This window comes from Bacillus aerius, assembly GCF_029894105.1.
Taxonomy (GTDB): Bacteria; Bacillota; Bacilli; order Bacillales; family Bacillaceae; genus Bacillus; species Bacillus altitudinis.
Genome location: NZ_JARYHO010000001.1, coordinates 2,856,763 through 2,878,283, shown reverse-complemented (window position 1 = coordinate 2,878,283; position 21,521 = coordinate 2,856,763). Strand labels below are relative to the sequence as shown.

General features: G+C 41.0%; 24 protein-coding genes. 13 read left to right on the top strand and 11 right to left on the bottom strand.

Annotated elements, in window-relative coordinates:
* Window positions 1-329: 329 nt before the first annotated feature.
* Window positions 330-1,037: a response regulator gene (locus tag M2353_RS14975; RefSeq protein ID WP_024719723.1), complete on the bottom strand. Its 708-nt coding sequence runs from the start codon at window positions 1,035-1,037 to the stop codon at window positions 330-332.
* A complete protein-coding gene (gene malK / locus M2353_RS14970) occupies window positions 1,030-2,631 on the bottom strand; it encodes a malate sensor histidine kinase MalK (RefSeq protein ID WP_178897274.1) in 1,602 nt (533 codons plus the stop codon). The genes M2353_RS14975 and malK overlap by 8 nt, the downstream gene beginning before the upstream one ends.
* A gap of 185 nt (window positions 2,632-2,816) precedes the next feature.
* Between malK and M2353_RS14965 the strand changes: the two genes are divergently transcribed.
* On the top strand, window positions 2,817-3,374 hold the full coding sequence (locus M2353_RS14965; protein ID WP_017367952.1) for a YufK family protein: 558 nt from the start codon (window positions 2,817-2,819) through the stop codon (window positions 3,372-3,374).
* Window positions 3,375-3,417: 43 nt separating this feature from the next.
* Here the strand turns inward: M2353_RS14965 and M2353_RS14960 are convergent, their stop codons facing one another.
* The 3 genes from M2353_RS14960 to M2353_RS14950 form a co-directional block, all read right to left on the bottom strand.
* Window positions 3,418-3,828 (bottom strand): thiol-disulfide oxidoreductase DCC family protein, encoded by a 411-nt coding sequence (locus M2353_RS14960; protein WP_035701187.1) that lies wholly within the window; start codon window positions 3,826-3,828, stop codon window positions 3,418-3,420.
* Between the two features lie 18 nt (window positions 3,829-3,846).
* Window positions 3,847-5,748 (bottom strand): transglycosylase domain-containing protein, encoded by a 1,902-nt coding sequence (locus tag M2353_RS14955; protein WP_017358954.1) that lies wholly within the window; start codon window positions 5,746-5,748, stop codon window positions 3,847-3,849.
* A 108-nt stretch (window positions 5,749-5,856) separates the two neighbouring features.
* Window positions 5,857-7,035 carry an MFS transporter gene (locus M2353_RS14950; protein ID WP_220482436.1) on the bottom strand — a complete coding sequence of 393 codons (1,179 nt, stop codon included), beginning with the start codon at window positions 7,033-7,035 and terminating at the stop codon, window positions 5,857-5,859.
* A 218-nt stretch (window positions 7,036-7,253) separates the two neighbouring features.
* Between M2353_RS14950 and kapD the strand changes: the two genes are divergently transcribed.
* Window positions 7,254-7,871 (top strand): 3'-5' exonuclease KapD, encoded by a 618-nt coding sequence (gene kapD, locus M2353_RS14945; RefSeq protein ID WP_025207898.1) that lies wholly within the window; start codon window positions 7,254-7,256, stop codon window positions 7,869-7,871.
* Here kapD and kapB read toward each other — a convergent pair.
* Window positions 7,868-8,260, bottom strand: a complete 393-nt coding sequence (kapB, locus tag M2353_RS14940; protein WP_017358956.1) for a kinase-associated lipoprotein KapB — start codon at window positions 8,258-8,260, stop codon at window positions 7,868-7,870. The two genes, kapD and kapB, sit on opposite strands and share 4 nt — an antisense overlap.
* A gap of 93 nt (window positions 8,261-8,353) precedes the next feature.
* Here kapB and M2353_RS14935 point away from each other — a divergent pair, with 93 nt between their 5' ends.
* Entirely contained in the window at window positions 8,354-8,530 is a 177-nt protein-coding gene (locus tag M2353_RS14935) for a hypothetical protein (protein ID WP_008345810.1), read from the top strand.
* On the opposite strand, the gene M2353_RS14930 is transcribed toward M2353_RS14935, so the two are convergent.
* Window positions 8,531-9,823, bottom strand: coding sequence for a sensor histidine kinase (locus tag M2353_RS14930; protein WP_008345807.1), 1,293 nt, complete (start codon window positions 9,821-9,823; stop codon window positions 8,531-8,533).
* Between the two features lie 133 nt (window positions 9,824-9,956).
* A complete protein-coding gene (locus M2353_RS14925) occupies window positions 9,957-11,132 on the bottom strand; it encodes a MalY/PatB family protein (protein WP_284725652.1) in 1,176 nt (391 codons plus the stop codon).
* An 83-nt stretch (window positions 11,133-11,215) separates the two neighbouring features.
* On the opposite strand from M2353_RS14925, the gene M2353_RS14920 reads away from it, so the two are divergent.
* Entirely contained in the window at window positions 11,216-11,476 is a 261-nt protein-coding gene (locus M2353_RS14920) for a YugE family protein (RefSeq protein WP_045034535.1), read from the top strand.
* Here M2353_RS14920 and M2353_RS14915 read toward each other — a convergent pair.
* Window positions 11,473-12,297: an alpha/beta fold hydrolase gene (locus M2353_RS14915; RefSeq protein ID WP_017358960.1), complete on the bottom strand. Its 825-nt coding sequence runs from the start codon at window positions 12,295-12,297 to the stop codon at window positions 11,473-11,475. The two genes, M2353_RS14920 and M2353_RS14915, sit on opposite strands and share 4 nt — an antisense overlap.
* 178 nt (window positions 12,298-12,475) lie before the next feature.
* Here M2353_RS14915 and M2353_RS14910 point away from each other — a divergent pair, with 178 nt between their 5' ends.
* From M2353_RS14910 to yugI, 3 genes are all read left to right on the top strand, one after another.
* A complete protein-coding gene (locus M2353_RS14910; protein WP_007500517.1) occupies window positions 12,476-12,976 on the top strand; it encodes an Lrp/AsnC family transcriptional regulator in 501 nt (166 codons plus the stop codon).
* Entirely contained in the window at window positions 12,977-14,170 is a 1,194-nt protein-coding gene (locus tag M2353_RS14905) for an aminotransferase (protein WP_284725651.1), read from the top strand.
* A 198-nt stretch (window positions 14,171-14,368) separates the two neighbouring features.
* Window positions 14,369-14,761, top strand: a complete 393-nt coding sequence (yugI, locus tag M2353_RS14900; protein WP_024719717.1) for a S1 domain-containing post-transcriptional regulator GSP13 — start codon at window positions 14,369-14,371, stop codon at window positions 14,759-14,761.
* A 67-nt stretch (window positions 14,762-14,828) separates the two neighbouring features.
* Here yugI and M2353_RS14895 read toward each other — a convergent pair whose 3' ends face one another.
* Complete coding sequence (locus M2353_RS14895; protein ID WP_008345792.1) at window positions 14,829-15,065, bottom strand: DUF378 domain-containing protein; 237 nt, start codon at window positions 15,063-15,065, stop codon at window positions 14,829-14,831.
* A 144-nt stretch (window positions 15,066-15,209) separates the two neighbouring features.
* Between M2353_RS14895 and M2353_RS14890 the strand changes: the two genes are divergently transcribed.
* From M2353_RS14890 to M2353_RS14870, 5 genes are all read left to right on the top strand, one after another.
* Window positions 15,210-16,373, top strand: coding sequence for an iron-containing alcohol dehydrogenase (locus M2353_RS14890; RefSeq protein WP_017358962.1), 1,164 nt, complete (start codon window positions 15,210-15,212; stop codon window positions 16,371-16,373).
* Window positions 16,374-16,492: 119 nt separating this feature from the next.
* On the top strand, window positions 16,493-17,665 hold the full coding sequence (locus M2353_RS14885; protein WP_008345787.1) for an iron-containing alcohol dehydrogenase: 1,173 nt from the start codon (window positions 16,493-16,495) through the stop codon (window positions 17,663-17,665).
* Window positions 17,666-17,791: 126 nt separating this feature from the next.
* A complete protein-coding gene (locus M2353_RS14880) occupies window positions 17,792-19,147 on the top strand; it encodes a glucose-6-phosphate isomerase (RefSeq protein WP_024719715.1) in 1,356 nt (451 codons plus the stop codon).
* 318 nt (window positions 19,148-19,465) lie between these two features.
* On the top strand, window positions 19,466-19,684 hold the full coding sequence (locus tag M2353_RS14875) for a spore germination protein (RefSeq protein WP_024719714.1): 219 nt from the start codon (window positions 19,466-19,468) through the stop codon (window positions 19,682-19,684).
* A 29-nt stretch (window positions 19,685-19,713) separates the two neighbouring features.
* Window positions 19,714-20,115 carry a YugN-like family protein gene (locus tag M2353_RS14870; protein WP_008345780.1) on the top strand — a complete coding sequence of 134 codons (402 nt, stop codon included), beginning with the start codon at window positions 19,714-19,716 and terminating at the stop codon, window positions 20,113-20,115.
* Here the strand turns inward: M2353_RS14870 and M2353_RS14865 are convergent.
* Complete coding sequence (locus tag M2353_RS14865) at window positions 20,112-21,098, bottom strand: potassium channel family protein (RefSeq protein WP_041507696.1); 987 nt, start codon at window positions 21,096-21,098, stop codon at window positions 20,112-20,114. The genes M2353_RS14870 and M2353_RS14865 overlap by 4 nt on opposite strands.
* 126 nt (window positions 21,099-21,224) lie before the next feature.
* Here M2353_RS14865 and M2353_RS14860 point away from each other — a divergent pair, with 126 nt between their 5' ends.
* Complete coding sequence (locus M2353_RS14860) at window positions 21,225-21,449, top strand: YuzI family membrane protein (RefSeq protein ID WP_249855614.1); 225 nt, start codon at window positions 21,225-21,227, stop codon at window positions 21,447-21,449.
* The last annotated feature ends 72 nt before the right edge of the window (window positions 21,450-21,521 follow it).

Sequence of the window (21,521 nt, the reverse complement as noted above, 5' to 3'; positions counted from 1 at the left end):
CCTCCTATCCTTGTGAAAAGGGTATTTTATCCTGCATTCTTTTAAAATTGATGGAAACAGGAGAGAAGATGTAAGACATCAGACTTATATCTCGTTGAACTAATCAATCATAATTTATCATTTCCCATCGAATAAATAAATAGAAATTTGTTTTATTTTTAAAAAAATGTTAAAAGGCTAAATTCGATGTCTTTTTATGTGCTGAAATATGATATAATGCCGCTTTTATGATGTGCTCTACTACAGTGGAACCACTGATATCAAGGGGTTTGTGACATCGTATGCCATAAAAAAACATCTGGCCTTTGTGAAAGGTCAGATGTGTCCAATTAAAGATATTGCTGAATCAAATTCATGTTGCTTGTATTCAGTTTATATTGGAAAACAGGGCGGCCGATTGTCCCGTATGCCATCTCCACATCAACCACTTCGATATCCTCAAGAAATTTCAAGTATTTTCTAATTGAAACTTGGGAGATTTCAGTATGATTGGCTAGGTCTTCGGTCGTGAAAGCCTGCTGACCGAATGATTGAATGCTTGTCCAGATGAGTTTGAGTGTGCTCTTCGTCAGGCCTTTTGGCAGCAGGACTTTTTCCGCCTCTGCTTTTTTATGAAAAAGCTTCGCGTCTAAATCATTTTGAGAGATGCTGTTCATCGTTTGGTATAGGGCATGTTTTCTTTTATATTCTGCCAGTGCTGATTGGAAGCGTTCAAACTCAAAAGGTTTGATTAAATAGTCGACAGCTCCGTTTCGCATCGTTTGCTGTACGACATCCACTTCATTTGCAGCTGAAATGACGATGACGTCAACGGAATGATTTTTCTCACGAATTTCTGATAATAGGGCGAGCCCATTTTGTCCAGGCATATAAATATCAAGCAATACAAGGTGAATGATTTCTGATTTTAAGATGTCTAGTGCCTTCTGAAATGAGGTGGCAATCCCTTTTAATTCAAATCCTTCTATTTGGGTCAAGTAGCGTTTATTCAGCTCCCCGACCATTGGGTCATCTTCTACGATCAACACATTAATCATGTGAATCCTCCTTTTGTTTATATGGAATACGGAGACTAAAGGTCGTTCCTTCTCCTTTTTCGCTTGTGACGATCATATGTCCGTTCAGTTTTTTGATGCTTTGGTCAACAAAGTAAAGGCCAAATCCTCTGTCTTCTCCTTTTGTTGAAAAGCCTTGATCAAACATAATGTCCTGTTCTTCTTTTGTCAGACCGACCCCTGTGTCTGTAATTTCAATATGAAGCTGCTCTTGGACATATCTGAATGAGATGGAGATATTTTTGATCTCTGTATGGGAAACGGCATCGAGTGCGTTATTTAACAGATTACCGATGACCGTAATAAGGTCATGTGTGACTGCTGGGTCCTCCGAGTTTGGTACCTGTGTACTGCAATTGACTTCTAAAGCTGCGCCTTGTTCTCTGATGTAGCTTTGTTTTCCTAGTAAAAACCCGGCTAAGACTGAGTTTTTCACATGGTTGATGATTTCATTTGTTTCTGTCTGCTGATAAATTGCAATATCTTTAATATAGGTGCCAAGGTCATCATAGTTCTTTAGCTGGACCAATCCTAAAATGACATGGAGCTTGTTCATAAATTCGTGTGACTGGGCACGAAGTGCATTGGCATACATCTTCACCCCGCTCAGCTGCTCAGCCAGGTGTTTGACTTCTGTTTTGTCACGGAAGGTTGCGATTGCTCCGACAATTTCCCCTTTTACCGTAATCGGCACCTCATTAAAGACCAGCTCCAGTCCGTTCATTCTGACATCGCGATCAAGCAGCGGTTTCCGTGTTTCGATTACTTGCTTTAAGCCGCTTGAAGGAAGAAGGGCCTGTACATCTTGTTCTCTAGGGTCAACCATAATGCCCATATTATGAAAAAGACGTTTAGCTTCTGCATTTGCCAGCTTGATTTTACCGTGCTGATCGACGGCAAGAATGCCTTCTTTTGTTGATTCTAGCATAGCGCTTCGTTCTTTTAATAATGTGGCAATTTCATCTGGCTCTAGTCCAAACATAATCTTCTTTACTTTACGTGCCACAATGAGTGCGCCGATAATGCCAGATAAAAGGCTAAGCGATGTGACAAAATAGAGCGGGAGCAGGCTTTGATGAATAATTAAATCAATTTCCTTTAATGTAATCCCAACTGCCACAGCCCCGAGCTGCTTGCCATCTTGGTTGTAAACAGGAACAAAGGCACGCATGGACTTGCCAAGTGTTCCAGATGCGGTACTAATATGTTCTTTACCCTGTAATGCCGGTTTTTCATCACCGCCAGCAAACCGCTTCCCAATCTTTTGTGGATTCGGATGTGTTTTGCGGATACCGTTCATATCCATGACGACAACGAATTCGGTTTTGGTAATACGCTGAACACTTGTTGTATATTTTCGCAGTGCTGTATATGATTGATCTTTTTCCAATGATTTTGCTGTGATCGGAGCCTCTGCGACCATTTTGGCAGTGGAGAGGGCGATATCACGTTCCTGCTGATGAATATTTTTGGCTGTTTCTGACCAGATCGTAAAGAATGTGATACAGAGGGAGATCAGGACAACAATACAGACAAAGATCGTCAGCCGTGTTTGCAGTCTTAAAGTTTTTTTCACGAGTATACCCCTAACGCGCAATTTTTTCGTAATAGTAATACTTTAACGGGAAAATGTAAGTTTGTGAAGGAATGTACGTGCAAAATCACAAATTTGATTTAGATTCCAGTTTACTTGGAAAGCATCTTGTCAATCCGTTTTAAGTGAGCCATAATAAAAATGAGCTTATGAGAAAGGATCTATTTATGAAAAATACATATTTGACTGGATATTTTCCGCTGATTTCGATTTTGCTATTCAGCTCTGCCTTTTCTATTTTTACAGTAGGTATCACGACTGACTTCTTGACCCAAGCAGGAATTTTAAAAGGAATGCTGGAATTTTTCTCTGAACAGGGCATTCGTCTTGCTTTATTTGCCGCATTTGCACTTGTTTATTTTATGATTTTATCTGCTTTAAAACTCATTGCAGATACGGTGTTAGAGTTGGCGCTGCTCTTTTTTGCAAAGGACCCTGAAGGGGAGAACTTAAAGAAAATTCGGATTGCATCGGTTGTCTATTTGTTTGCCAGCTTACTTGCATTTCTATTGACGCAGCAGCTCATTTTGCTTGTTGGGCTTTTTGTTTTAGCAAGTCTCGTCTATTTTATCTGGGTTGTGGTACGCATTTATCAATCACTTTCCATGCTGAATTTAATTGGGTTTATGATGTTTAATCTGCTGTTTTGGGCCACGTTTTTGATCGGCATTTTGTACTTATTTATTAAGCTTTATAACAGTGTGATGGCGAGTCTGCCAGCTTAATCAGACGAAAGAAAGCATCCTCCGATGATGGAGGATGCTTTTTTTATGGAAGAAACCGCTTCTGAATTTCTGGTGTAGGCATCATGCAGGATGTTTTTTGACCAAACCATTTGTAGCGATTCTTTGCAATGAGTTGATAAAACCAGTCACGGATTGGACGAGGGATCGCGAGGAGTAAATAGCTCCATCTGTATATCCCTTTTAAATGGCGCGCCGCTTTTAAGATGCCTGTTGACTTCATATAAAGGGTCCCATTTTCAATATAAATGAATGAATTGAACTCATCTAAAGGCAAGCCGTTTTCTTTTAAAATACGCTGCCCTGTATCTGATTGTAAAGAAGCAAACATCATCCGCTCATTCGGGTCGCGCTTGATGATAAACTGAACAGCACCACTGCACACGTTGCAGACACCGTCAAATAAAATGAAGTGAGAGGGTTGTGTCGAATGCATCGCAATCAAACCTCCTGTTTATCTAGCGTATTGCATAGTTTGTTTCCAAATACGTAAGTGCGGACTTGAACTATAAATAGATTCAACGGTTCCTCTATCTCTTCCTACCCATACACCCATTGTGTATTGATCTGTCAGGCCAACAAACCAAATGTCTTTGTAGTCATTGGATGTCCCTGTTTTTCCCCCAATGTAAGGAGAATTGAAATTCGCCTTTTTCCCTGTTCCACTTTTCACAACAGAGGCAAGCAGCTTGCGCATTGTTTCATTTGTACGCTGAGAATAGATTTGCTTCGGCGACTCTTTCCACTTGTAAAGGGTTTTGCCGTTTAAGTCTGTGACCTTTGTAATGGAGTGGTTTCGCGTATAGGCACCTTGATTGCCAAACACGGTATATGCATCGGTTATTTCTAGCGGCGAGAAGCCTTTTGTAAATCCTCCAAGTGCAGAAGGGAGGCGGTAATCATCTGCGACAATATGTTCGAATGAAAACTTTTCTAAATAGCTGAAGCCTTTTTTGACACCGACTGTATCAAGCATACGAATCGCTGGTGTATTGTAAGAGTTCTTAAAGGCTGTTTCAAGTGTTACAGTTCCATACGTTTTATGATTATAGTTTTGCGGGCAATATCCGCTACTGCAAAACTTGCCGGCACTGATTTTGCTTGATGCCGTGGCACCGGTTTGATCAATATAAGGGCCATAATCTAACAGCGGTTTAATGGCGGAACCTGGTTGTCTTTGCGCTTGATAGGCGTAGTTGAAATCAAACTTTTTATAATTCTTCCCGCCAGCAAGTGCGACGATTTGATGGGTTTGGTGGTTAATGACTGCTGAACCGCCTTCCACACCTTGATAAGGCAATTGTGCATTGAGCTGATAGACCGCTCTTTGTTGTAAGGAAGGGTCTAGTGCTGTATAAATCTTCACACCATCTTGAAGCAATGCACTGACCTTTTCTGATAATTCTTTTTGAATTGCCTTTTTTGCGCCAGCTGTTTTGGCTTTTTTCAATCGTTTTGTAAAGCCTTCCTGATCAGACACCAGATCGGTAAATTCTTCATTGGCGTATGTCACATAGTCAGGGTAAAGATTTTTCTTTTCACTTAAGGACAAGCTGATTTTTTCTTTCACTGCTTTTTTGTATTGCTTCTTAGTAATGACACCATCTTTTTCTAAAATACCAAGCAGCCGTTCCTGGCGTTTCTTTGTATGTTTGAATTGTTTCAATGGGTCATACAGCGTAGGGTTGTTAGGAATCGCAGAAATAAATGCCATCTGTGCAAGCGTCAAAGAACTAAGCGGCTTATCAAAATAGTAATTAGCCGCAGAACCGACACCGTAAACCCCGTTACTGAAATAAATCGTATTTAAATAGCTTTCGAGAATTTCCTCTTTTGTAAATTTTCGCTCGAGCTCATAGGAATAGAGCAGTTCTGTAAACTTTCGGCTGAATGAACGTTCATGACTTAAATATAAATTACGGGATAACTGTTGTGTGATGGTGCTAGCGCCTTGGCTAATGCCATGGTTTTTCACATTTGCGGCAAGGGCACGAATCACGCCCATAAAGTCAATGCCTTTATGGTCATAAAAGTTGCGGTCCTCTGATCGGAGGAACAGCTCCTTGACGGAATCAGGAATTTTATCGTACTTCACGAAAACACGGTTCTCATCGTTTGATACGATCTCAGAGATAAGAGAACCATCTCGATCATACATATAACTGTTTTGGGAAAAGTCTACCTTTTCCAGCTTGATTTTTTGATCAAGCACTTCGTTAACAGGTTTTACACTTGCGGCTTCTTCCTTTGATAGATAAAAAGTCAGAACAAATAATGGGATGAGGGCAGCAAGTAATAACCAACCAATGATTGCACGAAACATGAGGTCACTCACTTTCTTCGGATTTCTAGCCATATCGTACCATTCTTTTGCGATTACGAGAAGGTTATTTTTAGAAAAGAATAGACGTGAAGTCTAGTAAACAAGGCATTTAGACAGAAGAAAAGAGTATCTGATGATGGATCAGACACTCCTCTCTTTTGTCTTTGATTGTGAGCGGACCGCCCATAAAAATAATGCCCCGAAAAGGAAAATGCCGGCGGTGACATAAAAGACAGCTGGAATTCCGTAATGACTCGCCACAATGCCGCCTATAACGGGTCCGACGACATTTCCAAGAAAGCGGAAGCTGACATTGTAACCAAGCACTTCCCCTTGCATAGAGGCAGGCGCTTTGATGCGAATATAGGCCGTCGTACAAGGAATGATGCCGCCTAGTGCCATCCCGTATAAGAAACGGAAGATCACTAACATCCCGTAGGAATCCGCCATCGCTTGCGGGATAAATAAAATGGAGGAGAGGATGAGAAGGGCTAGCAGCACCTTATCGTGACCAATTCGATCTCCAAGGTCTCCCCATTTCCGTGTAAACAGCAAATTGCCAAGCCCCGTTGCAGAAAACGCCAGTCCTGCATAAAAGGCAAGGTTGACTGGGCCGTGTAAATCATGAATGTACAAGGCTAAAAGCGGCTGAATACTAAAGTTCCCGACTTGCGTAATGAATGTGAGAAGCATGGTGACGACAAGTAAAGGCTGTTTGAAAATATGGACAAGGACGTCCTTCCGTGAGTAAGAAACCCGTTTTGCTTCTTTTGAACGGATCGGCTGTTCTTTCACACCGAAGATAATGACAATCGCTGACACATATATGACAGCAGCTGTTAAGAAAAATGTATAAATGAATCCGACACTGTCTGCCATAAATCCACCCATTAATGGACCAAATAACCCTCCGGCGACATTACTCATCTGCATTGTACCAAGGGTCTTACCGGCTGTTGCCTTTTCGGTCTGTGCAGAAATCAGTGCCATCGAAGTCGAAATAAAGCCTGTCACAAGCCCCATGAAAAGCCGTAACGCAAATAGTTGATAAACGGTTTGAACAAGCCCCATTAATAAAATGCTTGTTGCAATCCCAATGCCGTTAATGAGCAAAATCTTTTTATAGCCATGCCGGTCACCAATCCGTCCCCAAATTGGAGAAATGAGAAAGGCTGTTAAAAACGTAACCCCAAAGACATAGCCGCTCCATCTTTGAACAAATTCATTCGAATAACTGCTATCAAGAGACTCTATGTAAAGTGATAAAAAAGGGACGATCATTGTAATGCTGGCAGATACAAAAAAGTTCACAAACCACATGATGTACAAGTTTTTCTTCCTGTTTGTGATAAAGACCACCTTCTTTATTTATTTCGTGTTCCTTAATAATTATAAAGGAAAATAAACGATCTTTCATCTGATGAATAGGTTGGGCATAGTGAATCTGCATTATTTTCACGAAAATGAAGTGATTTCAAAGTCCGTCTTAATATAATAGTAGCAGGATGGAAAACAGACGAGAAAGTGGGGTGAGACTGATGGAACAGAAGACGCTGCTTGTGGTCGATTTTGAATTTACGATGCCAGATGGGAAATATCATCCGCAAAATTTTTTCCCGGAAATCATTGAGGCCGGTGTCGTTAAAGCATCAAATGAAACGATCATAGACACATTCTCAAGCTATGTCAAACCGAAAAAGTTCCCGAAGCTGACAAAGCGCTGTAAATCGTTCCTTGGCATTACGCAGCAGGATGTAGAAAGCGGGATTTCTTTTGAGACGTTTATCGAGAAGCTCGTGTCACTCGATGGGGGAGAAGACTGTGAGATTATCACATGGGGAAATATGGACATGAAGGTACTGAAGCAAAACTGTATGCTCAATCATATTGGCTTTCCTTTTAAGGGGAATCAAAGGGATCTGGCTTTTGAATATAAAACCTTTTTTGGTGATAGAACACTCACAGGACTTCGGAAAGCAGCTAAGGAGTACGGCAGTGAAGGAGCTGGTAAGCATCATAAAGCACTCGATGATGCCATGACCACTTATCAGCTGTTCACCCTTTTTGAAAAAGATCGATCCTATGTGGAAAATCCGCAAACAACCAAAATTGGTGAACTCATTGACTTCTCTCACTTTTTTGATTCGGCAGATTAGCGGGCGTCTTCTGGAAAATAATCTTTTTCAAGAGAAGAGAGGCACGCTCTTGATTTTTCAGCCCACTTGGAATCATCCGCACTGAGCCCTTTTTTCAATTTGTCTACGGCGTCTTTCAGTGATACTTGATAATCAGGGATGTCGCCATCATAAGGCTTGACCATATGATGAGGGATGTTCGTCTGTTCCCTAAAGGCCAAAGCCCGTCTTTCCTGAAAAAAAGGTACGTCCGCTTCTTTTGGATGATGCAGGTCACCTTGAGTGGGGTGTGTTAAAACCGCTTTTACTTGAACGAGATAAGTAGATGGTTTAACGGCTGTCACTTCCCCAATGTAAACACCTGTTTTGTAAAAACCTTTCACGATTTGTCCAATCTGAATGTCTGTCATATGAAATTCCTCCATTTCCTTCGCATAAGAAGGTATTTCCTTTCTTTTAGCCAATATAGTGAAGTAAACGAGCAAAAGGGGGAAGAGCGGAACATGTCGTTCATCATATTCTTTCTACTGTATTTTCCTGAAGATAAAAGGGAGTATATCCCTGCGGCAATCACGACGGTGCTTTTCTTTGCTGCTGCATTTATTTGCTTTCGTCTGATCGTTCGTGCTTCTAAAAAGCAGGAGCAGATCGATGAAAAAAGGACAAAAAAAATGGATTGATCATTTTCTTCTTGTATCTTCAGGAAACTTCACGGTGACTGTTGTACCAGACTGCAATGAGCTTTTGAAACGAATCGTTCCATGATGATTTTCAATGATGGAAAATGTCACTGTCAACCCAAGCCCTGTTCCTTTATTTTTCAATGTGTAATAGGGTTCACCAAGCTTTTTCATTTGACTTTCTGACATGCCTACACCGTTATCAACGAAATAAAGGCAGATTCGATGATTTTCTTTTGAAGCAAATAGTTCGATTTTACCTTCGTGTTCGGGCGCTGCTTCGATTGCATTTTTGATTAAATTAATCATGACTTGTTTGATTTTCGTTTCATCACCTTGGATGTATAAGTCTGGTTCAATCGATTGATGAATCGTGACCGACTTAAAATTCGCATAGGATGTCATCAGCGATGCACACTCTTCAAGTAATTTAGATAAATTGAGAGACTCAATTTGATAATAATTTTGTTTCGCAATATCAAGATAGCTCGTAATAATATCCTGCGCACGGTCAAGTTCAGATAAAACGAGATTTTTATAATCTTTATTGGTTGACGGCTCTTTTGTATTGTCACTTGAAAAGAGCAGTTGGATAAATCCTCTCACCACCGTCAGTGGATTGCGGACTTCATGGGCGACACTTGCTGCAAGTTCACTCACAATCGTCAGTTTCTCTGATTGGACAAGCTGTGTTCTCATTTGCGCATTCTCTTTCACAAACTCAATGGAATAAATACTCAGCACAAGAAAGAATATGTAGTAAAGAGTTGAGAAAAATAATTCGAGCAGCTTTTGTTGCATAATGAATGCAGGACTGTACTCTATTAAGCTGACCACAAGCAGTCCAATGTAAATAAACATCCCTTTTGATAACGCAATCAGGACTCCGTATAACAGCTTTCTCTGCTTAGAATATTGGCGCCATTTCCGGTAAAGCAGGAAAGGAATGAAAAAGTAAATCGGTACAACAATCAATCCAACCCATAAAAAAGAGCCATACATCACGAACTTTACGGTTGAACTAACTAAGATAGCGACGATTCCGGCGGTATATCCCCCGTATAAAATAGCCAGTACAAGGGGAATCGATTGAAGCCCAGTCTGCAAATCTAAAATCGAACCAACTGGATACATAATACATAGTGCTGATGAAATGGATGCAAATATGGTGATGAGCAGTTTATTCGTTTTAGGGAAATGAGCAGGGGTCCGGCTTAGCCATAGTGCATGATATAAAAAGATTGGAAATAGAATAAAAGATACATGGAGCAGAAAATCCTTGAACATTTCCATTTAAATGCTCTCCTCGTAAATAATTGTAATTCCTCTCATTATATCATTTCATGTACAAAGTAGATATGATAATAGGAGGGTTTTTTTCTTTAAAAAGAACACCCGTTAGGATGTTCTTTTGATAGAAATGGTTTTATTCGGATGATAGAGTGAATGCTTGATGAAGGCGCTTCAGACCTTCTTTTACTGTTCCGGCAGGACAGCCTAGATTCATTCGAATAAAGCCGTCTCCTTCGTGCCCATATACGTTTCCGAGCTCTAGTATGACCTTGCCCTTTTTCAGCAGATTACGTTTCAATTCTGCTTGAGTGAGCTCATAATCACGAATATCCAGCCACAATAGATAAGAAGCATCTGGTTTCATATAACGCATGCTCGGCAGATATTCATCAATATAATCCATTGCGATCTTCATATTATTTTCGAGGTAAAGAACAAGTGAATCAAGCCACTCATCTCCGTGGCGATAGGCCGCCTCCATGGCAGGAATCGCAAAGGCATTCAGTTTGGACAATCCATTTCTTTGCAATTCATTGGTGAAAAGGGTTCTTTTTTCTTCATCAGAAATGATAATGGCAGATGCCTGAAGACCAGCTAAATTAAATGTTTTACTCGGTGCAATACACGTTATCGTGATGTTAGCTATCTCATCAGAAAGGCTGGCAAAAGGCACATGCGGCTGTCCGTAAAGCATCAGATCCGAATGAATTTCATCTGACACGACGGTGACACCGTACTGTACACATAGATCTCCTACACGCTTTAATTCCTCTTTTGACCAAGCTCTCCCTGAAGGATTATGCGGATGACAAAGAAACATCAGCTTTGCTTCTGGTCTGCTTAATTTTTTCTCTAAATCATCAAAATCCATCATGTAACGGTTGTTTTCTATTTTTAAAGGATTGGTTGAGACGATACGTCCATTTCTTTCAATCATTTGATAGAAGGGCGTATACACCGGTGACTGAATGACCACTTCATCATTCGGAGCTGTAAAGGCTTGTACCGCAAAACTAAGTGCTGTCACGATACCTGGTGTGAAAGTGACGGCATCTGTTTGTATCGTCCAACTGTGTCTTCTTTTGAGCCAGTCAGCTACTGTTTGCTGCGTTTCCTGATCCTGAAATGCATAGCCAAATACGCCGTGATCTAATCGTTCTTTTAAAGCATCAAGCACGACTTGGGGCGCTTTAAAATCCATATCTGCTACCCACATTGGCAGCGCATCTGTTGTCAGGAACAAAGACTCTGCTTGATCCCATTTGACTGATTTTGAACCTTTACGTATGATCTGTTCGTCGAAATTCATGAAACCCACCTCTAGCCGTTTTTCAACCACTCTTGGTTGTGCTAAAATAAACATCATAAAATTTATTATAAGCGGTGATCCCCATGAAAGATAGTCAAGCTGTAGAAGAGATGATTCAAATCATTAAGGCATGGGACCCTTTTCAGTATGGAGAGGACTTTTACGAAACGGAGCCTGCTGACGTCATCAGTGCCTTATACGACGCAGAAGACCCGTTATCTTTCGCGAAAGACATTCAAGCCATTTACCATCACTCATTTGATCAGCTTCTTCCGATGGAAAGCTGTCAGCATATCGCAAATCAGCTTTTTGTCATAAGAGAAGGTAGCTCCTGCTCGTTTTAAGACAGGCTGAAATGACCAATTTGATCAGACACAAAGACCGGATTTTCCTCAGGGATGAGGTGCCCGGTTTTTTTTAATGCGTGAAAGGTTGAATGCGGCAGATCTTTGTGCAGTCTTTCGCCAATTTGAATAGGAACGATCCGGTCTTCCTCCCCCCAAATTAGCAGGACAGGTGTCTCCATTTTCTTTAAGACATCTGACGCTAAATCACCTTCCCTGTGCCGAATCAAACGAAAAATACCTCTGAAAATTTGGTCATCTGAAAAAGGCTTTAAATATCCGTCCACCATTTCTTGATCAATAATCGAATGATCATGCACAACAGCGGTTAAATTTTTCATAATACCTTGCTTGAACAACTTTCTTTTTAAATAGAGATAAAAATAAGGAATATAAGTGCTGTAAACAAGCGACTTTTTGGACTTATTCATATACCCTGAACTGCATAAAAGAACGGCTTTTTCAAATAGGTCGGGACGCTCAGAGGCAGCATATAAAGCAATTTGTCCTCCCATGGAATGCCCCACGAGGATCGCATGCTGAATCTGCAAATAACCAGCTAGTTCAATGATGATTTTTGCCATGTTGCGATAGCTGTAAATGAACGTATTCGATTTTTCGGACTGCCCGAATGGAGGCAGATCAATCGCAATTAAATTGAAGTCTTGTTTCAGAAGCGGGATGAGCTTTCGATAGCTGAAGGTAGATGAGAAAAGGCCGTGAATCAAAATCAATGTCTTCTTACCTTCATTTGGATAGTGTTCGTAATAGATATCTAAACCGAATTTACTTTTCATATAGGATGGCTGTACAATGTCCACACTCATCAACTCCGATATTTGATACTCACTCTCTGTTAGGTGACTGTATTGTACCCTAAAAAGTGGATTTTAAGCTACGATTAGAATCTTTTCCCTGCTTAGCATAATGGGAAAAACGTGCTATAATGTTCAGAAGATTTTTTAAAACTAGCTTTTTACAATCAGAGGTGTGAAATCAATGAAACTAACCGAAAAAGAAACTGAAATATTAGAGATTTTAGATGAAAACAGCCGCGCCGATTTAAATACAATTGCAAAAATGGCAGGTGTGACATCAGAAGAAGCAGAAGCCATTATTCAAAAGCTGGAAGATCAAAAAGTCATTATTGATTATTCGACCATGATTGACTGGCGAAAAGTAGACGGACACGAAGGCGTTACAGCGATGATTGATGTGAAAGTGACCCCAAAAAGAGGCGTCGGTTTTGATGAAATTGCTGAACGCATTTACAGGTTCCAAGAAGTGGAGTCCGTGTATTTAATGTCAGGCGTGTATGATTTATCTGTTGTGATCAGAGGAAGATCCATGTCTGATATCGCCCGCTTCGTATCTGAAAAATTATCGACACTTGATTCTGTTGTTTCAACCACTACCCACTTTATTTTGAAAAGATATAAGCATGATGGGAAAGTCTTTGAAACAGGGGACGATGACAAAAGAATCGTGGTGTCTCCTTAAATGAAAAAGTCTTATTTATCTGAAACGATACAAAGCATTCAGCCGTCAGGTATTCGGAAATTCTTTGATTTGGCAGCCACAATGGAAGGGGTTATCTCCCTCGGGGTCGGCGAACCGGATTTCGTGACAGCTTGGAATGTGAGAGAAGCCAGTATTATGTCTTTAGAGCAAGGACTGACCTCTTATACAGCAAATGCTGGGCTGCTCTCTTTGCGAAAAGAATTGAGTCATTATTTATATAAGCGGTTTCACATTGAGTACAGTCCTGAAGAAGAACTCATTATTACCGTTGGCGGTAGCCAGGCGCTTGATTTGGCCTTTCGCGCCATTTTAAACAACGGGGACGAAGTAATCATCCCAGAGCCTTGTTTCGTCGCATATGGGGCTCTTACGACACTTGCGGGCGGTGTACCGGTTTATTTAAGTACATCGGCTGAAAAAGATTTTAAAGCCGATTCTGCTGATCTTCGTACGAAGCTGACGCCGAAAACAAAAGCCATCTTGCTATGCTCTCCATCAAACCCAACAGGGTCTGTTTACTCGAAAGAAGAGCTTGAAGATATTGCTCAGTTTGCAAAGGAGCATGATCTTTTAATTATCACGGATGAGATTTATGCAGAGCTGACGTACGATGAAGCTTTTACGAGTGTGGCGGCGATTCAAGATATGAAGGAAAGAACGATTTTGATTTCAGGCTTTTCCAAAGGGTTCGCTATGACGGGGTGGCGCTTAGGATATGTGGCAGCACCGCCAGTCCTCCGTGATGCCATGCTGAAAATACATCAATATTCTATGATGTGTGCACCAGCTATGGCACAATATGCCGCAGAAGAAGCATTAAAAAATGGACTTGAAGATGTGGAGAAAATGAAGAAAAGCTACAGAAGGCGCCGTAATTTGTTTGTCGGCTCTCTCAATGAACTTGGACTCACTTGCCACCAGCCAAACGGAGCGTTTTACGCTTTCCCGTCCATTAAAAGCACAGGCATGACTTCAGAACAATTTGCTGAGGAGCTGCTGCTTAGCGAGAAAGTAGCGGTTGTCCCTGGAAATGTATTCGGTCCAAGTGGTGAAGGACATATTCGTTGTTCATATGCGTCGTCACTCGATCACTTGCAAGAATCACTTTCAAGAATCCAGCGTTTTTTACAGAATAGACAAGTGAAAGAAGAAGCACCTGCTATCTTAAAATAAAAAAAGGCATCAATCCATCTGGACTCATGCCTCTCAAATTAGGGGGGAATACTAGAAAGCATTCTTGTTTTCAGGTATTCCCCCTTTTAAACTGATCTAAACCCAATTAAAAAATATTTTGCGTAAAAGAGCGTTCTGTGATATAGTTTTTAATTGCGTATAAACGAATATTAAAACATTTATTTAGGAGTTGTTATCATGGCGACAAAGTTTGAAGTAGGCAGTGTTTACACTGGTAAAGTAACAGGATTACAAGCGTATGGTGCGTTTGTTGCATTAGATGAAGAAACTCAAGGACTTGTGCATATTTCTGAAGTAACACATGGCTTTGTAAAAGACATCAACGAGCATCTTTCAATTGGTGACGAAGTACAAGTAAAAGTTCTTTCTGTTGATGAAAATGCTGGTAAAATTAGCCTTTCTATCCGTGCGACACAAGATGCACCAGAAAGAAAAGAAAGCAAACCAAAGAAACAAAGACCACAGCAAGCGAAAGAAGAAGCTGCTGCACCACAAGGTTTCAATACACTGAAAGATAAACTTGAAGAGTGGATTGAGCAATCTAACCGTAAAGACCTTATCAAGAAATAAAAAAAGCACCGCTTCAAACGGTGCCTTAGGCTGCCTCATAGGCAGTCTTTTTTTTATGTCTTTTTCATTAGCGGACCTCTGGATTTGGCTCGTCACGGCGGACAGCTTCTTCACTAGGTTTGAACAACAGACCAAGATTGACAAGACCTGCAATTCCAACAAGACCATAAATAATACGTGATAATGCAGCACCTTGACCGCCAAAGATCGCTGCTACTAAGTCAAATTGAAAAAAGCCGATTAGTCCCCAGTTAATAGCACCGATAATCGTGAGCACGAGGGCAATACGCTGAATAGCACTCATCGTGATTCCTCCTTTCGCTACAGTATCAATACATTTATATTTTGCAGATTTTTAGCCAAACTATGCGTAAGAAAATGGATGAAAGCAAATTACTTTACTTTTGGAATGAAAGAAGCGCATAATGTAGCGCGAGGAGGAGATCACATGGATCGATTTACTTATTGGAACCCAACGAAATTAATTTTTGGAAAGGGAGAAGTATCAGCCCTTTCAGATGAACTAAAACACTACGGAAAAAACGTATTGCTTGTATATGGTGGAGGCAGCATTAAACGAAATGGCCTTTATGACCAAGTTGTCAGCATCTTAAAAGAATCAGGAGCTGCAATTACTGAGCTTGCTGGTGTTGAGCCCAACCCGCGCTTAACAACGGTTAGAAAAGGGGTTGAGCTTTGCAAAGAGAACCAAATTGATTTTATTTTGGCAGTCGGCGGCGGTAGCGTCATTGACGCAACAAAAGCGATCGCAGCTGGTGCGAAATACGATGGAGATGCTTGGGATATCGTCACTCGTAAGCATGTCCCAATGGAAGCCATCCCATTTGGTACAGTATTAACACTTGCCGCGACAGGTTCTGAAATGAACTCTGGCTCCGTCATCACAAACTGGGAAACAAATGAGAAATACGGATGGGGCAGTCCAGCTGTCTTCCCTAAATTCTCTATTCTTGACCCAGTCAATACATTTACTGTGCCAAAAAACCATACGATTTATGGCATGGTCGACATGATGTCTCACGTGTTTGAACAATATTTCCATCACACGGAGAATACGCCTTACCAAGATCGTATGTGTGAAGGACTTCTTCGTACGGTCATTGAAACAGCACCGAAGCTGATCAATGATTTGGAAAACTATGAGCTTCGTGAAACGATTTTATTCACAGGCACCATTGCACTAAATGGAATGCTTTCAATGGGCGCACGCGGAGACTGGGCATCTCACAATATTGAGCATGCGGTATCCGCTGTGTATGACATCCCGCATGCAGGCGGTCTTGCGATCTTGTTCCCGAACTGGATGAAGCATGTCATTCAAGAAAACCCAGGTCGCTTCAAGCAATTAGCAGTGCGTGTATTCGATGTAGACCCTGCGGGCAAAACAGACGAAGAAGTTGGCTTAGAAGGAATTGAAAAACTTTCTGCTTTCTGGACAAGTCTAGGCGCACCAAATCGTTTAGCTGACTATGACATCAACGATGAGAAAATTGATCTGATTGCAGACCGTGCAATGGCACGTGGTGAATTTGGCCAATTTAAAAAGCTGAACAAAGAAGATGTTCTAGCTATTTTAAACGCTTCTTTATAATCGAACATGGAAAAGATAGCTGCTTTTAAGCAGTTATCTTTTTTGAGTTCTGCATGTACATATGTTACAGTAGTCTTTCATGTTTTTGGATATAAATGTTTTAAGGAGATGTAGAACAGATGGAAAACTTTATTTACTATAATCCAACGAAATTGATGTTTGGAAAAGGACAACTAGACGGACTAAAAAGCGAACTCGCTCGTTATGGAAAGCGAGTGCTTCTTGTATATGGTGGAGGCAGTATTAAGAAAAATGGTCTTTATGATAAGGTCATCAGCGCTTTAAATGAAGCAGAGGCTGACGTATTTGAACTGTCAGGAGTTGAACCGAACCCTCGTCTCACTACAGTGCAAAAAGGGATCGACATTTGCCAAAATGAGAACATTGATTTCTTATTAGCAGTTGGTGGGGGAAGTGTCATCGACTGTACAAAAGCCATTGCAGCTGGAGCTGAATATGACGGGAATGTTTGGGATATTATTTCAAAGAAAACAACCGCTCAAAAAGCACTGCCATTTGGCACAGTATTGACACTTGCAGCGACAGGCTCAGAAATGAACCCGGATTCTGTGATCACGAACTGGGAAACAAATGAAAAGTACGTGTGGGGCAGTTCAGTCACGCACCCTGCTTTTTCAATTTTAGATCCTGAGCACACATATTCTGTGCCAGAGAATCAAACGGTGTATGGCATGGTTGATATGATGAGCCATGTATTTGAACAATACTTCCATAACGTCAAAAACACGCCTCTACAAGATCGGATGTGTTTTGCTGTTCTTCAAACAGTCATCGAGACAGCGCCAAAGCTACTTGAAGACTTACAAAACTATGAGCACCGTGAAACCATCCTTTATGCAGGAACAATTGCTTTAAATGGCACGCTGCAAATGGGCTATTTTGGCGACTGGGCATCACATACGATTGAGCATGCAGTATCAGCAGTCTATGACATTCCGCATGCAGGTGGACTTGCGATCCTCTTCCCAAACTGGATGCGTCATACACTTGATCATAATGTCGAACGTTTTAAAAACCTCATGTTGAACATGTTTGACATTGAGACAGAAGGAAAATCGGATCGTGACATCGCATTAGAAGGAATCGACAAGCTGTCAGCCTTCTGGACAAGCCTCGGTGCACCGAGCCGTTTAGCGGATTATGATATTGGTGAAGATCAACTGGACAAAATTGCTGACATCGCAGCAAAAGAAATGGAATATGGTGGTTTTGGTAACTTTATGAAACTTGGCCGTGATGACATTTTAGCGATTTTGAAAGCTTCTTTATAATTTGGATGGCCGCTTCTCTTCATGAGGAGCGGCTTTTTGCTGCATCAATGACGATCACTTGATTTCAATAGCTAGTTCCGCTAAAGTGAAAGGGACAGAACTAACGTAATGGAGGGCTTACAAGCGATGACACATATTCAATTTGACTACTCGAAAGCGTTACCTTTCTTTCAAGAACATGAGCTTACATATTTAAAAGATTTTGTGAAGGTGGCCCATCATAATATTCATGAACAAACGGGTACTGGCAGTGATTATTTAGGCTGGGTTGACTTACCGAAGCAATATGATCGCGAAGAATTTGCCCGCATTAAAAAAAGTGCAGAAAAGATTAAATCTGATTCTGATGTATTACTCGTTGTTGGAATTGGTGGTTCTTATCTTGGCGCACGTGCGGCCATTGAGTTTTTAAACCATTCTTTCTATAATAGTTTGCCAAAAGGCAAACGCAAAACACCGCAAATCATCTTTATTGGAAACAACATCAGTTCTTCTTATTTAACAGATGTAATGGATCTGCTAGAAGATGCCGATTTCTCCATTAACGTGATTTCAAAATCTGGTACAACAACAGAGCCAGCCATTGCGTTCCGTATCTTTAAAAAGCTCCTTATCGAAAAATATGGTGCTGAAGAAGCGAAAAAACGCATCTATGCGACAACTGACAAGGCACGCGGGGCACTCAAAACATTAGCAACTGAAGAAGGCTATGAATCATTTATCATTCCTGATGACGTTGGAGGACGCTATTCCGTTTTAACAGCAGTTGGTCTATTGCCAATCGCTGTAAGCGGTGCAGACATTGATCAAATGATGGAAGGTGCTGCGAAAGCAAGTGAAGACTTCGCTTCATCTGAGCTCTCAGAAAATGCGGCTTACCAATATGCGGTTGTCCGTAATGTTCTTTACAATAAAGGACGGACAATTGAAATGCTGATTAACTATGAGCCAGGCTTACAGTACTTTGCGGAGTGGTGGAAGCAGTTATTCGGCGAAAGTGAAGGGAAAGATGAAAAAGGAATCTATCCTTCATCTGCGAACTTCTCAACGGATCTTCATTCACTTGGTCAATATGTACAAGAAGGAAGAAGAGACTTGTTTGAAACCATCGTGAATGTAGACAAGCCACGACATGAACTTGTCATCGAAGCAGAAGAACAAGACCTTGATGGGTTAAACTATCTTGCAGGAAAAACGGTTGATTTCGTCAATAAAAAAGCATTTGAAGGCACAATGCTTGCTCATACGGATGGAAAAGTACCGAACCTGATTGTGACAATTCCTGAAATGGATGCTTATACATTCGGATATCTCGTGTACTTCTTTGAAAAAGCATGTGCGATGTCTGGGTATTTACTAGGCGTCAATCCATTCGACCAGCCTGGAGTAGAAGCGTATAAAGTGAACATGTTTGCTTTATTAGGAAAACCGGGCTTCGAAGAGAAAAAGGCAGAACTTGAGAGCCGTCTCAAACAATCATAAGAATAAAAGGCACATCTTTGCATAAGGTGAGCCTCAGATTTGTTGACAAAGGGCTAAAATGAACTGTATTTTAGCCCTTTGTCTTCTTTTTAGCGTGATAGAAAACCTTTGAAGTCTAGGAAGGACGAGCACTGGAGCGGAGCGAATTTGACATTCGTGAGCACCAGTGCGCAGGACTGACAACGAATGCGAGGGTTTGTCTACACGCTAAGGCACATCTTTGCATAAGGTGTGCCTTTTTTTATGTTCTCATGGTGTCAGTGCAAGCCTCCCTAAGCTCTGTACATAGAATAATCAATGGAGGAGGTTGATGAAGCGATGAGAACAAATCATATTTATATCCATGACATTTCCGGGCAGGCCATCGTTAACTTTGGGAATGTTGGGCGGATTTGTCCAATGAGTGCTACGAAAGAAACATCAGGAGCGGGCAGTGTGAACGAGACAAATGCATCATCCAGCCAAAGCTTATTTGATGCTGCTTTTACAAACAATGTGCAAATCACGAAAGGCAAATGTATGAATTCCTCTCTTTAACGAACCCTATACAAAAAGGAGGGTTCTGTATGATTCATGTACCATCTAGGCTGACTGGTGAAAGCTTTTCACTGTACCATTTAGAAGAAAACATGAAGCCGCTCGGATATGTCATTAATGGGAATTGGGATTATGATCATGGATATTTTGATTATAAAATTGACAACCGTGACGGCTATACCTTTCTCAGAGTTCCGTTTACAGCCGAGAAAGGACAGCTGGATCAGCCAGGCGTTGTGGTGAAAATGGGACATCCATTTCTCTTAAAGCATGTCTATCAAGATAAATTAGATGACCATGCGATGGTTGGAAATGTAGGGGCATCTTTTAACCAATTCCAAGAACCGAAAGAGAAAGACGGGGATGTGTCAAAGGCTTACGCTGAAATTGGCTTTTCACTCGTCAAAGAATTAGAAGATGCACTGCTTTAAAAGCTGATCAGCTCATCCTCTGGATGAAGCTCATATCCAAAAGGAGGATTCATCATGGGTCCTTCTTTTTTTTGTACGCCTACAATGATCACATGATGCTCTAAAAAGTGATGAAGTGCCGTTAAGAATGTCTCTCCAGCTAATGAAGCTGGTACTGGAATGATAGTGATCTGTTTATGGAGGGTCATGTTTCTTTTGATTTTTAACGCCATGAGCTGTTCTTTTAAAAGAAAATGCTCCACCATTAAATGATTCACGGCATCAGAAGTATGGATGACTTGATTGGCTCCAGCCCGCTCAGCATTTTTCACATAGCGATCGGTTAAAATTTCAATTAAACAATATAACGAAGGATTTAATCCTTTTGCCGCAAGCAAGGTTAAGACACTCTGCATATCAGCCGTCACTTCATTTTCATGCTGGTCGGCGGTAATCATCAATGTATCAGCACTCATAATATTTGCTCTGCGAAGTGTGGCATCCTCTGTACCATGGCCTTTAATAAAATGGACATTCTCTAAAAGAGGTCCTTCCTTTAAGGAATCATCAATGAGTACAATCGGCATGGCGGGATCAATGGTTTGAAACGATTGAAGCAGTTTGTTCGTTTTCTCATTCCAGCCAACGATAATGACATGTCCTTTCCCCTTAAAAGCGACCTTTCCTTCTACATAATGGTGCTGCTTACTGAACACAGCGGCAGCGAGTGTGGCAAAATAAGCCGTGACAAAGCTTGCCCCGATCAGAATCAGCGCCATACCTGCGATTTGTCCGGGCATGGTTTGCGGCACAAAATCACCATAGCCTACCGTCGCGACTGTAATGAGAGCCCACCAGATCCCATCAAAGATCGTATGATACTGCTTTGGTTCAAGTATGACGATTAATTGTCCAAAAAAGAGAAGCAAGAAACAGATGATGATCGCAATGCGAACATAAAGAGGCCATCTTAGCCAGGCAATGAAGATACGGTTTGATTTCATCGAACTCGTCCTTTCAGGGAGACTGCTAATGTCAGTATGCCCGATTAGGAAACAATTTTTCATCATCGTCATGTATTGAAACAGAACCCATATCTTAAAATAAGAGAGAAGAAGGAGGGAATGCGAATGTCGTTTGTTCAAAAGACCGTACTTCTTTTTATCGGCGCACACTTTTTATCATCTGCGGTGATTTTACTCGTGTTTGATTTAAATGCGGTGAACCATTTTATGAATGATTTCTCGTGGCTTCGTTTTTTTCAAGACCTATATGGAACGGTGACATTTTATACAGCATGCATCGGAATGTTCTTCTTTTTCATTGGTATAGTGATTCCCCTTAAAAAGACCTAGTGCTTTTTGCTGTACACGTTACATAAAAGTCATTAAAATTGTAAATAAATATATAAAATAAAAAGGAAGCTG

Bases quoted from the DNA above. Each gene is read 5' to 3' on its own strand.
- M2353_RS14905 (WP_284725651.1), top strand. From the start codon at position 12,977: ATGAAAAAGTCTTATTTATCTGAAACGATACAAAGCATTCAGCCGTCA.
- M2353_RS14935 (WP_008345810.1), top strand. From the start codon at position 8,354: ATGTCGTTCATCATATTCTTTCTACTGTATTTTCCTGAAGATAAAAGG.
- M2353_RS14975 (WP_024719723.1), bottom strand. From the start codon at position 1,037: ATGATTAATGTGTTGATCGTAGAAGATGACCCAATGGTCGGGGAGCTG.
- M2353_RS14880 (WP_024719715.1), top strand. From the start codon at position 17,792: ATGACACATATTCAATTTGACTACTCGAAAGCGTTACCTTTCTTTCAA.
- M2353_RS14955 (WP_017358954.1), bottom strand. From the start codon at position 5,748: ATGGCTAGAAATCCGAAGAAAGTGAGTGACCTCATGTTTCGTGCAATC.
- M2353_RS14950 (WP_220482436.1), bottom strand. From the start codon at position 7,035: ATGTGGTTTGTGAACTTTTTTGTATCTGCCAGCATTACAATGATCGTC.
- M2353_RS14865 (WP_041507696.1), bottom strand. From the start codon at position 21,098: ATGAAATCAAACCGTATCTTCATTGCCTGGCTAAGATGGCCTCTTTAT.
- M2353_RS14910 (WP_007500517.1), top strand. From the start codon at position 12,476: ATGAAACTAACCGAAAAAGAAACTGAAATATTAGAGATTTTAGATGAA.
- M2353_RS14925 (WP_284725652.1), bottom strand. From the start codon at position 11,132: ATGAATTTCGACGAACAGATCATACGTAAAGGTTCAAAATCAGTCAAA.
- M2353_RS14960 (WP_035701187.1), bottom strand. From the start codon at position 3,828: ATGCATTCGACACAACCCTCTCACTTCATTTTATTTGACGGTGTCTGC.
- M2353_RS14870 (WP_008345780.1), top strand. From the start codon at position 19,714: ATGATTCATGTACCATCTAGGCTGACTGGTGAAAGCTTTTCACTGTAC.
- M2353_RS14890 (WP_017358962.1), top strand. From the start codon at position 15,210: ATGGATCGATTTACTTATTGGAACCCAACGAAATTAATTTTTGGAAAG.
- kapB (WP_017358956.1), bottom strand. From the start codon at position 8,260: ATGACAGACATTCAGATTGGACAAATCGTGAAAGGTTTTTACAAAACA.
- M2353_RS14965 (WP_017367952.1), top strand. From the start codon at position 2,817: ATGAAAAATACATATTTGACTGGATATTTTCCGCTGATTTCGATTTTG.
- kapD (WP_025207898.1), top strand. From the start codon at position 7,254: ATGGAACAGAAGACGCTGCTTGTGGTCGATTTTGAATTTACGATGCCA.
- M2353_RS14920 (WP_045034535.1), top strand. From the start codon at position 11,216: ATGAAAGATAGTCAAGCTGTAGAAGAGATGATTCAAATCATTAAGGCA.
- M2353_RS14885 (WP_008345787.1), top strand. From the start codon at position 16,493: ATGGAAAACTTTATTTACTATAATCCAACGAAATTGATGTTTGGAAAA.
- yugI (WP_024719717.1), top strand. From the start codon at position 14,369: ATGGCGACAAAGTTTGAAGTAGGCAGTGTTTACACTGGTAAAGTAACA.
- M2353_RS14860 (WP_249855614.1), top strand. From the start codon at position 21,225: ATGTCGTTTGTTCAAAAGACCGTACTTCTTTTTATCGGCGCACACTTT.
- M2353_RS14895 (WP_008345792.1), bottom strand. From the start codon at position 15,065: ATGAGTGCTATTCAGCGTATTGCCCTCGTGCTCACGATTATCGGTGCT.
- M2353_RS14875 (WP_024719714.1), top strand. From the start codon at position 19,466: ATGAGAACAAATCATATTTATATCCATGACATTTCCGGGCAGGCCATC.
- M2353_RS14930 (WP_008345807.1), bottom strand. From the start codon at position 9,823: ATGGAAATGTTCAAGGATTTTCTGCTCCATGTATCTTTTATTCTATTT.